General features: G+C 72.4%; 11 protein-coding genes and 1 pseudogene. 5 read left to right on the plus strand and 7 right to left on the minus strand.

The genetic code is table 11. From position 1 onward, the window contains the following. Window positions 1–814, plus strand: an 814-nt coding sequence (locus BGM09_RS38570; protein WP_188283576.1) for a HEAT repeat domain-containing protein, incomplete at its 5' end; no start/stop codon positions are given. Here the strand turns inward: BGM09_RS38570 and BGM09_RS23005 are convergent. Then, window positions 780–1190, minus strand: a complete 411-nt coding sequence (locus BGM09_RS23005) for a Fur family transcriptional regulator (protein WP_188283577.1) — start codon at window positions 1188–1190, stop codon at window positions 780–782. The two genes, BGM09_RS38570 and BGM09_RS23005, sit on opposite strands and share 35 nt — an antisense overlap. A gap of 163 nt (window positions 1191–1353) precedes the next feature. On the opposite strand from BGM09_RS23005, the gene BGM09_RS23010 reads away from it, so the two are divergent. Next, window positions 1354–2841, plus strand: a complete 1488-nt coding sequence (locus BGM09_RS23010) for a catalase (RefSeq protein ID WP_411158360.1) — start codon at window positions 1354–1356, stop codon at window positions 2839–2841. Window positions 2842–2927: 86 nt separating this feature from the next. Here BGM09_RS23010 and BGM09_RS23015 read toward each other — a convergent pair whose 3' ends face one another. Beyond that, window positions 2928–3359, minus strand: coding sequence for a cyclic nucleotide-binding/CBS domain-containing protein (locus BGM09_RS23015; RefSeq protein WP_188283578.1), 432 nt, complete (start codon window positions 3357–3359; stop codon window positions 2928–2930). Between the two features lie 172 nt (window positions 3360–3531). Then, entirely contained in the window at window positions 3532–4341 is an 810-nt protein-coding gene (gene hisN / locus BGM09_RS23020; RefSeq protein ID WP_188283579.1) for a histidinol-phosphatase, read from the minus strand. 145 nt (window positions 4342–4486) lie between these two features. On the opposite strand from hisN, the gene BGM09_RS23025 reads away from it, so the two are divergent. After that, window positions 4487–5035, plus strand: coding sequence for a TetR family transcriptional regulator (locus BGM09_RS23025; protein ID WP_188283580.1), 549 nt, complete (start codon window positions 4487–4489; stop codon window positions 5033–5035). A gap of 119 nt (window positions 5036–5154) precedes the next feature. Here BGM09_RS23025 and BGM09_RS23030 read toward each other — a convergent pair whose 3' ends face one another. From BGM09_RS23030 to BGM09_RS23045, 4 genes are all read right to left on the minus strand, one after another. Continuing rightward, window positions 5155–5478, minus strand: coding sequence for a DMT family transporter (locus tag BGM09_RS23030; RefSeq protein ID WP_188283581.1), 324 nt, complete (start codon window positions 5476–5478; stop codon window positions 5155–5157). Between the two features lie 99 nt (window positions 5479–5577). After that, the gene (gene rsgA, locus BGM09_RS23035) at window positions 5578–6579 is read right to left on the minus strand and encodes a ribosome small subunit-dependent GTPase A (protein ID WP_188283582.1); all 1002 of its coding nucleotides are present in this window, start codon (window positions 6577–6579) and stop codon (window positions 5578–5580) included. A gap of 8 nt (window positions 6580–6587) precedes the next feature. Then, on the minus strand, window positions 6588–8102 hold the full coding sequence (aroA, locus tag BGM09_RS23040) for a 3-phosphoshikimate 1-carboxyvinyltransferase (protein WP_188283583.1): 1515 nt from the start codon (window positions 8100–8102) through the stop codon (window positions 6588–6590). Between the two features lie 263 nt (window positions 8103–8365). Next, window positions 8366–9079 (minus strand): M50 family metallopeptidase, encoded by a 714-nt coding sequence (locus BGM09_RS23045; protein WP_188283584.1) that lies wholly within the window; start codon window positions 9077–9079, stop codon window positions 8366–8368. Window positions 9080–9233: 154 nt separating this feature from the next. Between BGM09_RS23045 and BGM09_RS23050 the strand changes: the two genes are divergently transcribed. Then, the gene (locus tag BGM09_RS23050) at window positions 9234–10049 is read left to right on the plus strand and encodes an SOS response-associated peptidase (RefSeq protein ID WP_188283585.1); all 816 of its coding nucleotides are present in this window, start codon (window positions 9234–9236) and stop codon (window positions 10047–10049) included. Further along, window positions 10049–10263 (plus strand): annotated as a pseudogene (locus BGM09_RS23055) (hypothetical protein); the annotation flags it as partial. The gene BGM09_RS23050 and the pseudogene BGM09_RS23055, both read left to right, overlap by 1 nt.

Here is a 10263-nt window from a genome sequence, read left to right on the forward strand (position 1 = left end):
GCTGAGCGAGCCCCCGCACCGCCGAGCGGTGCGGGCGCTGGCCGCCGACTCCGACCCGCTGGCCCGCCGCTTCGGCGTCGAACTCGCCCTGGACCTCGGCAGTTACGTCCGCGGCGACCTGCTGCGGACCGCGCTGCACGACCGCGACCAGGTCTGCCGCAGGCTCTGCGCCCAGCGGCTGCTGGAGCTGGACCCCGACCAGGCGGGCCGGCTGATGTGGGCGCGCGGCGCGGGCGTACGGGAGCTGGCGGTGGCCGCGCTGCCGGGCGATGTGCCAGCCACGCGGCTGGTGGCGCCGCTGGCCGACCGGGCCAGGATGGTACGGGCGCAGGCCCGCTGGCAGTTGTACCGGCGCGGGGAGCCGCCCGCCGACGTCTACCGCAGGCAGCTCCGCAAGGTCGGCAGGACGACCGCGCCCCGGCTCGCCGCGGGACTGGCGGCCGGTCTCGGTGAGTGCGGGGACGCCTCCGACGCGGCGCTGCTGACGCGGCTGCTCGGGCCCCGCGAGCGCGACCAGGCCGAGAACTGGCCGCCGATGGTGCGCAGGGCCGCCGCCCGCGCGATCGGGCGGCTGGCCAAGCCCGGTGAACTGGTCGGCCTGCTCGGCCCGTTGGCGACCGACCCCGACCCGGGCGTGGCACGCGAGGTCTTCGAGGCGCTGGCCCGGGTGCCGGCCGACGTCCCGGTGGAGACCTTGTGGGTCGGCAGGACCCGTACGGAACCGGCCGTACGCAGGGCCGCCGAGCGGATCGGCGGCAGGGCGTGCGAGCGGACCGTGCCTACGAGCAGTCCGGGCACAGTCCCCGGTAGGTGACCTCGGCCGCCTGGACCGCGAAGCCGAAGCGTTCGGTCGCGGGGAGGGCCGCGAGCGGGTCGCCGTGCGGGTGGACGTCGCGGATGGTGCCGCAGTGGGAGCAGACCAGGTGCTGGTGCGGCCGGTGCGCGTTGGGGTCGTAGCGCTTGGCGCGGCCGTCGGTGGCGACCTCGATGACCTCGCCGATGCTCACCATCTCGCCCAGCGTGTTGTACACGGTGGCGCGGGAGATCTCCGGCAGCCGTGCGATGGCACGCGCGTGCACCTCGTCGGCGGTGAGATGGACGTGGTCGCCGTCGAGGACCTCGGCCACCACGCGCCGCTGGGCGGTCAGCCGCCAGCCGCGTTCGCGCAGTCGTTCCAGCAGGTCGCTCATGCGGGTCAGCGTAACAGCGGGGCAACCTGGATCGAAAGGGTCTGTTCCTGACTCCCATCCTCTATTGGCTCTCTTCTTGACTTAGACATTGTCCAGAGTAGGATCGGCTCCGGCGCGAGCCGATGGGCATGCCGGGGGACCGGACGATCTGGAGGAGAAGCACGTGACGGTTCAGGAGACGGGTCCGCTGACCACGAGTCCGCAAGGCGGTGCGCTGACCACGGAGGCCGGGGCGCCGGTCGCGGACAACCAGAACAGTGAGACGGCGGGCCTCGGCGGCCCGGTGCTCGTCCAGAGCCAGCACCTGCTGGAGAAGCTCGCGCACTTCAACCGCGAGCGCATCCCGGAGCGGGTCGTGCACGCGCGCGGCGCCGGTGCGTACGGCACCTTCACGCTGACCCGCGACGTCTCGCGCTGGACGCGGGCGAAGTTCCTGTCCGAGGTCGGCAAGCGGACCGAGACGTTCCTGCGCTTCTCCACCGTCGCGGGCAACCTCGGCTCGGCCGACGCCGTCCGCGACCCGCGCGGCTTCGCGCTGAAGTTCTACACCGAGGAGGGCAACTACGACCTCGTCGGCAACAACACCCCGGTGTTCTTCATCAAGGACGCCCTGAAGTTCCCCGACTTCATCCACACCCAGAAGCGCGACCCGTACACCGGCTCGCAGGAGGCGGACAACGTCTGGGACTTCTGGGGGCTCAGCCCGGAGTCGACACACCAGGTGACCTGGCTCTTCGGTGACCGCGGCATCCCGGCCAGCTACCGGCACATGAACGGCTACGGCTCGCACACCTACCAGTGGAACAACGAGGCCGGCGAGGTCTTCTGGGTCAAGTACCACTTCAAGACCGACCAGGGGATCAGGAACCTCGCCACCGGGGAAGCGGTGCGGGTCTCGGGCATGGACCCCGACTCCCACCAGCGCGACCTGCGCGAGGCGATCGAGCGCGGCGCGTTCCCGTCCTGGACCGTGCAGGTGCAGATCATGCCAGCGGCGGACGCGGCCACGTACCGCTTCAACCCCTTCGACCTCACCAAGGTGTGGCCGCACGCGGACTACCCGCCGGTCGAGATCGGCAGGCTGGAGCTGAACCGCAACCCGGAGAACGTCTTCGCCGAGGTCGAGCAGTCGGTCTTCAGCCCCGCGCACTTCGTGCCCGGCATCGGCCCGTCCCCGGACAAGATGCTCCAGGGCCGCCTGTTCGCGTACGGCGACGCGCACCGCTACCGCGTCGGCGTCAACGCCGACCACCTGCCGGTCAACCGTCCGCACGCCACCGAGGCGCGGACGCACAGCAGGGACGGCGCCCTCTACGACGGCCGTCACCAGGGCGCCAAGAACTACGAGCCGAACAGCTTCGGCGGCCCGGCCGAGACCGGCCGCCCGCTGTGGGAGCCCGTCGAGGTGTCCGGCGCGACCCAGTACTCCGCCGCGCCGTCGCACGCTGAGGACGACGACTTCGGGCAGGCGGGCACCTTGTACCGGCTCATGTCCGAGGACGAGAAGACCCGGCTGATCGACAACCTGGCGGGCTTCATCGCCAAGGTCACCCGCGAGGACGTCGTCGAGCGCGCCGTCGACAACTTCCGCCGCGCCGACCCCGACTACGGCAAGCGACTGGAGGCAGCGGTCCAGGCCCTCCGCACCTGACCCGTCGCTCGCCGTTGGCCGAAGAGGCCGGACGCCAAAGGGCTCCGGCCTCTTCTGCGCGTCCGCGTGCGGAACCCTGAGGCGCGTTACGCGCTGGTCAGAGCTGTCGCGGGGGTCGCGGCGGTCGCGGACGGCGTCGGCGTACGCTGCCCGGACCAGCAGCGGATGATGTCGCGGACGGAGACCACGCCGATCGGATCGCGGCCTTCGAGGACGACGAGGTGACGGAAACCGCCGTGCAGCATGGCGGCGGCGGCCTCGTCGAGGGTCCACTGCGGGGCGGCGAAGACGACATCGGTCGTGGTGTGGGCGTGGGCGAGTTCGCGGTCGGGGCTGAGACCGTCTCCGATCGCGTCGAGGACGTCGCGCTCGGTGAGGATGCCGAGACCGCAGGTGTCGGTGTCGAGGACGATGGCCGCGCCGACTCGGCGGGCGGACATCAACTGGGCGGCCTGGCGGAGGGTGTGGGCGGGGCCGATGGTGAGTACCACCGTGCTCATCGCGTCGCGGACCAGCATGGGCGGGCACCTCCTTGTGTGAAGCCCTCACACGGGACCGCCGTCCGGCGAGCCGGGAGACGCTCGCGTGAACGGTTTCACAAGTTCACAAGCGGGGGCACCTTCATAGTCACACGCCCCCGGAGGACCGGCAAGGGGGCGCGCGAAGCTCCCGCCGCGCCGCTCCGACCTGCTAAGCGACGCCGTCCGAACCGCCCACGTACCCCAGCAGCTCCTCGTGCAGCAGGCCGTTGGAGGCCGCCGCGTTCCCGCCGAAGGGGCCCGGCTCGCCGTCGAGCGAGGTGAAGCGACCGCCGGCCTCGCGCACGATCACGTCGTTGGCCGCCATGTCCCACGTGTTCAGCTCGGGTTCCGCGCAGATGTCCACCGAACCCTCGGCGACCATCATGTACGGCCAGAAGTCGCCGTAGCCGCGGGTGCGCCAGACGTTGCGCGACAGGTGCAGGAAGCCGTCGAGCCGCCCCCGCTCCTCCCAGCCGCTGAGCGAGGAGTACGCGAACGACGCGTCCTCCAGCCGGCTCACGCCCGAGACGTGCAGCCGGGTCGCCGACAACAGGCTGCGGCCGGTGTACGCGCCGTCGCCCTTCGCCGCCCACCAGCGACGGCCGAGCGCGGGCGCGGAGACCACGCCGACCACGCTCTCGTCGCCCTGCTCGCCGCGGACCATCAGGGCGATCAGGGTCGCCCACACCGGAACCCCGCGCACGTAGTTCTTGGTGCCGTCGATCGGATCGATCACCCAGCGGCGCGGCCCCGCGCCCCGGCTGCCGTACTCCTCGCCGAGCACCGCGTCACGCGGGCGCGCCCGTGCCAACTGGCCCCGGATCAGCTCCTCGGCCGCCTTGTCCGCCTCGCTCACCGGCGTCAGGTCGGGCTTGGTCTCGACCTTGAGGTCGAGCGCCTTGAAGCGGGCCATGGTCGCGGCGTCGGCGGCATCGGCCAGCACGTGGGCCAGGCGCAGATCGTCGTTGAATTCGGGCATAAGCCGAACAGTAGCGATCTCGCCTGGTCCCGGTCATCTCCGCCCTGCGCGGAACCTTGACAGACCAGGACAGCGCGTCAATTCTTTCCGCACGGCCGCCGTCCGCGTCATCGCGCGGACACCTCGTGGCGCCTTGGAGGCAAGGATGCCTACAGCGCGGGAATCGCTCCTGGACGCGGCTTTCGCCGCGCTCGGCGACCGGCCCTGGGAAGCCGTACGGATGGTCGAGGTCGCGGCGGCGGCCGGGGTGTCGCGGCAGACCCTCTACAACGAGTTCAGCAGCAAGGAAGGGCTCGCGCGCGCCCTCGCCCGGCGCGAGACCGAGGGATATCTGGCCGGTGTCGACCGCGAGCTGGCCGCCGCGGGCCGGGTCGGCGCGGACGCGGGGGAGTGCTTCGCGGGCGCCGCGGGCTGGACCCTGCTGTCCGCCCGGCGCAGCCCGGTGGTCGCCGCCGCCCTCACCGGCGCCGACGGCGGGCTGGTCGAATCGCTCAAGGCCCGTACGGTCGACGCGCTCGTCCGCGGCTACCCGCGGCTGCGGCCCCAGGACATCGGATGGGCCTGCGAGGCGGCGATCCGGCTCACCCTGTCGTACGTGATCGCGCCCGCCGCCAGTGACGAGGAGGCGTGCCTGCGGGTGGCGCAGCTCGTCCGCAGCCTGCTGTCGTGGCCCGCGACGGGGGAGGAGCCGTAACGGCGCGGACCCGGCCGCGCGGACTCCGGGGGGGGGGCGCCGCCCGTAAGCCGTCGGCGCGGGGTCGGCGCGGGGTCAGCGCGGGATCGGCGCGGGATCAGCGCGGGATCGGTGCGCGATCAGTGCGCCGAGCCCGAGATCTGGAGGCCGATGACGCCCGCGATCACGAACGAGATGGACACGATCTTCAGCGTGGAGACGATGTCGCCGAGGAAGATCATGCCGTAGATCGCGGTGCCCGCCGCGCCGATGCCGGTCCAGACGGCGTACGCCGGGCCGACGTCCAGCTTCTTCAGCGACAGCGTCAGCAGACCGAAGGAGCCCAGCGCGAACAGGGCGAAGGCGATGGTCGGCCAGATCCGGGTGAAGCCGTGCGACAGCTTGAGGCAGACCGCGAACCCCGTCTCAAGGATGCCTGCGACCACCACGAGCAGCCAGGCCATCGGGTGCCTCCCGTTCCCACTCCGTCTCCGAAACCTGTGTGCGCTGTCGATCATCACACAGCCTGCCCGGAAACCGCCCCTCCGGTCGCCGAAAGGGCGTCAGTCTCCCTCGCGCCGCTCGCGGGTGGCCAGCAGCCGCCGCAGCGAGTCCAGCCGGGCGGGCTCGGCGTGCCCCGCCGCGACCCAGGCGTCCAGCGCGCACTCCGGCTCGTCGTGCGAGCAGCCGCGCGGGCACTCCTCGGTGCCCGGCTCCAGGTCGGGAAAGGCGTGGATGACCCGCGACGGATCGATGTGGTGCAGGCCGAACGACCGTACGCCCGGGGTGTCGATCACCCATCCCGTGTCGCCCGGCAGCGGCAGCGCGAGCGCCGAGGTGGTGGTGTGCCGGCCGCGCCCGGTCACCGCGTTCACCGAGCCGGTGGTGCGCTGACGCTCCACCAGCGCGTTGACCAGCGTGGTCTTTCCGACGCCGCTGTGGCCGACGAAGGCCGTCACATGCCCGGCCAGCCGCTCGCGGATCTGGTCGACCCCGCCGGTCAGGAAGTCGTCCCTGTTGGTCACCACATACGCCAGGTCCAGTGCGCCGTACGTCTCCAACAGCGGTGCGGCCGGGGCCAGATCGGACTTGGTGAGCACCAGCAGCGGCTTCAGGTCCGCGTCGAAGGCCGCGACCAGGCAGCGGTCGATCATCCGGGGGCGCGGCTCGGGGTCGGCCAGCGCCGTGACGATCGCGAGCTGGTCGGCGTTGGCGACCACCACCCGCTCGAACGGGTCGTCGTCGTCGGCCGTCCGCCGCAGCACCGAGGTGCGCGGCTCGATCCGTACGATCCGCGCCAGGGTGTCCTTCGCGCCCGACAGGTCCCCGACGACCGCGACCTGGTCGCCGACCACCATCGACTTGCGGCCCAGTTCGCGGGCCTTCATCGCGACCACCTCGCGGTCGTCGACCAGCACGGTCAGCCGCCCGCGGTCCACGGTCAGCACCATGCCCTCGGCGGCGTCCTCGTGTTTGGGCCTGATCGTGCTGCGCGGCCGGTTGCCCTTGGCGTTGGGGCGGACTCTGACGTCGTCCTCGTCGGGGTTCTTTCCGTAGCGGCGCACGGCGGTCCTCAGCCCCGGCCCGGTGCGGTGGTGTCCGCTGTGTTTGTCGTATCCGCCGCGCCTGTCGTATCCGTCACGTCCGCCACGTCTGCCGTATCCGTCACGTCCGCCACGTCTGCCGTATCCGCCGTATCCGCCGTGTCCGTTGTCTCCGGTACGGCGGCGCCCGGTGTGACGGCGCCCGGCGTGGAGATCCCCGGCGCGGGCGCGCGGCCCGCGAGCATCGCCGTCCACAGCTCGGGGAATTCGGGGAGGGTCTTCGCGGTCGTCGCCACGTTCTCCACCTGGACACCGGCCACGGTCAGGCCCAGGACGGCCGCGGCGGTCGCCAGCCGGTGGTCCTCGTAGGTGTGGAAGACCCCGCCGTGCAGGGGGGTCGGCCGGATGCGCAGGCCGTCCTCGGTCTCGGTGACGTCACCGCCCAGCTCGTTGATCTCCTTGGCCAGCGCGGCCAGCCGGTCGGTCTCGTGCAGCCGCAGATGCGCGATGCCGGTCAGCACGCTCTCGCCCTCGGCCAGTGCCGCGACCGCCGCGATCACCGGGGTCAGCTCGCCGACCTCGTGCAGATCGGCGGTGACGCCGAGCACCCGGCCGGTGCCGCTGAGGGTCAGCCCCTGCTCGGTCAGCTCGTACGAGCCGCCCATCGCGGTGAACAGCGTGCGCAGCGCGTCACCCGGCTGGGTGGTGCGGCGCGGCCAGTCCGGGATGGTCACCCGGCCGCCGGTGATCAGCGCGGCGGCCAGGAACGGCGCCGCGTTGGACAGGTCGGGCTCCACCGTCAGGTCCCGGCCGAGCAGCGCGCTCGGCGCCACCCGCCACACATTGCGCGCGCCGCCGTCCTGCGGGGCGTCCACCTTGGCGCCGGCCTTCCGCAGCATGTCCACGGTCATCCGGATGTGCGGCTGGGACGGCAGCGTACGGCCGGTGTGCCGCAGTTCGAGGCCCCGGTTGAAGCGCGGCGCGGACAGCAGCAGCGCGCTGACGAACTGCGAGGACGACGACGCGTCCACCGACACGCTTCCGCCGGACAGCGAGCCCGCGCCGTTCACGGTCAGCGGCAGCGAGCCGCGGCCCTCGTCGTCGATCCTGGCCCCCAGCGCGCGCAGCGCGTCGATCACGCCGTGCAGCGGACGCTCGTACGCCCGCGCGTCGCCCTCGAAGCGGACCGGGCCGTCGGCGAGCGCGGCGACCGGCGGCAGGAAACGCATCACGGTGCCCGCGTTGCCGACGTCGATCCGCGCGGGGCCGTGCAGCCCGGCCGGGATGATCCGCCACGCCTCGCCGCCGGACGGGTTGACCGTCTCGTCGATCTGCACGCCCATGGCGCGCAGCGCGTCGGCCATCAGGACCGTGTCGCGGCTGCGCAGCGGACGGCGCACCCATCCGGGTTCCGTGGAGTGCGCGGCGAGCACCAGAGCGCGGTTGGTCACCGACTTCGAGCCGGGCACCGTGACGGTCGCGTCCACGGCGCGGGGCGCGGTCGGGGCCGGCCAGAGGGCGGTCTGCGCGGTGCTGTCGCTCATGGGGCCCAAGCGTAGTGGCTCAGGCACAGGGAGATAGGACGCCGAATGCGGCGAAATCTGCCGGAAACAGGTGCCGTCACTCTCGGCCACATGCGCCGGGGTCGTGCGCCGGGCTCGTGCGAGGGGCCAGTGCCGCGGGTCTGTGCGCCGGTCTGCCCCCGTTCGCCGGCCGTTCTCTCCGTCGGGCCCGCCACGGCCGTCACGGTGGATGTTCCCCGTCACTTCCGTCGCTCCCGTCGCCCCCGTTATGACGGTCACCGCGACTATTGGAGGAGCAGCCAGCGGGCGCCGCCCACCAGCGAGCAGATCGCGACCGCGTAGAAGAGGAGCAGCCACAGGGCGGCCGGAGTGTGCGTGAGCCGGGCGAGCTGGTCGGCGTCCGAGGTGCCGGAGCGCTCACGGCGCCGCGTACGTTGCAGTTCGGCGACCGGCCGCGCGCCGCCGACCAGCAGGAACCACACCACCAGATACGCGAACGCCGCCTGTACCTGCGCCTTCGTCAGCCAGGACACCAGCAGGAAGATCGCGCTGGTGACCACCACGGTCAGCGCCCCGTACGCGTTGCGGATCATCACGAGCATGACCAGCAGCAGCGCCGTCGCGCCCCACAGCAGCGCGGTGATGTGGCCGGATGCCAGCAGCGCCGCGCCCGCCAGGCCCAGCAGCGGCGGCGCGGTGTACCCGGCGGCGGCCGTCAGCACCATGCCCACGCCGTGCGGCTTGCCGCGCGAGACGGTCAGGCCCGAGGTGTCCGAGTGCAGGCGTATGCCCTCCAGGCGCCGCCCGGTCAGCAGCGCGAGCAGCCCGTGGCCGCCCTCGTGCGCGATCGTCACCGCGTTGCGCGTGACGTGCCAGACCCGCCGCAGCAGTACGGCGGCCAGCGCGATCAGCGCCGTCGCGCCGATCAGCCAGCGCGAGGGATCGGGCTGTGTCCCCGTCAGCCGGTCCCACATCTCGGTGACGCTCGCGACGTTCATGACGTGGCCAGTCCTTGCTACTAGGGGGCTGCGGAAGGGAGTGCCGGGGAGTACCGGCGGGAGTGGCGGGGGGAGTGCCGGTGGGCGTGGCGGGGGCTTGCGAAAGGGCGAACAGTGGGCCGTTCGGGTCCACGGTCGTGGCAGTCTGGCACCTATGTGCGGTCGATATGCGGCGAGCCGGAAACCAGAGGATCTCGCAGGACTCTTTGAAGTCCGTCAGTGGGACCCCACCGAGACCATCGCCCCCGATTGGAACGTCGCGCCGACGAAGGACGTCTACACGGTGCTTGACCGTCCGGTGCGCGACTCCGGTTCCCCCGAACCGGTCAGACAGTTGCGCGTGCTGCGCTGGGGCCTGGTCCCGTCGTGGGCCAAGTCGCCGGAGGGCGCCGCCAAGATGATCAACGCGCGGGCCGAGACGGTGCACGAGAAGCCGTCCTTCCGCCGCGCGCTCACCGCCCGGCGCTGCCTGATACCCGCCGACGGCTATTACGAGTGGGTGACCGCGCCCGAGGAGCGCGCGCTGGAGGAGCAGGGCAGGAAGAAGCGGTCCCGCAAGCAGCCGTATTTCGTGACGCCCGCCGACGGCTCGGTGATGGCGATGGCCGGGCTGTACGAGTTCTGGCGCGACCGGACGCTGCCCGACGACCACCCGAGGGCCTGGTGGGCCACCTGCACGGTGATCACCACGGCGGCCGAGACCGACACCCTGGCCGGATACGCGGGCGAGGGTCCGCGCTCGCTCACCGACATCCACCCCCGGATGCCGCTGATGATGACCCCCGACCGCTGGAACGCCTGGCTCGACCCGGCCACCACCGACCCCGACATGCTCGGCGCCCTGCTCGCCCCGCCGCCCGGCGGCCTGATGCGCGCCTATCCGGTCGGCACCGCGGTCAGCAGTGTGAAGAACAACGGACCAGAGCTGCTGACGGAGCTGGAGGCACCCGAGGAGGAGACGCTGTTCTGATGACAGCACGCACAGCACACACAGCCCGCACAGCGTCCCCGTCCCGCACGGCGTCCCCGTCCCCCGAGCGGTCGGTGGAAACGGTCGCTACCCCAGCGGGCGAGGCCCGCGTCACCTGGCACCGCGCCCGCGCCGCCCGCGCGGTCCTCGCGCTCGGCCACGGCGCGGGCGGTGGCATCGAGGCCCGCGACCTGGCCGCGCTCGCGGTGGCGCT

Source organism: Streptomyces sp. CBMA29, from assembly GCF_014596445.1.
Classification (GTDB): domain Bacteria; phylum Actinomycetota; class Actinomycetes; order Streptomycetales; family Streptomycetaceae; genus Actinacidiphila.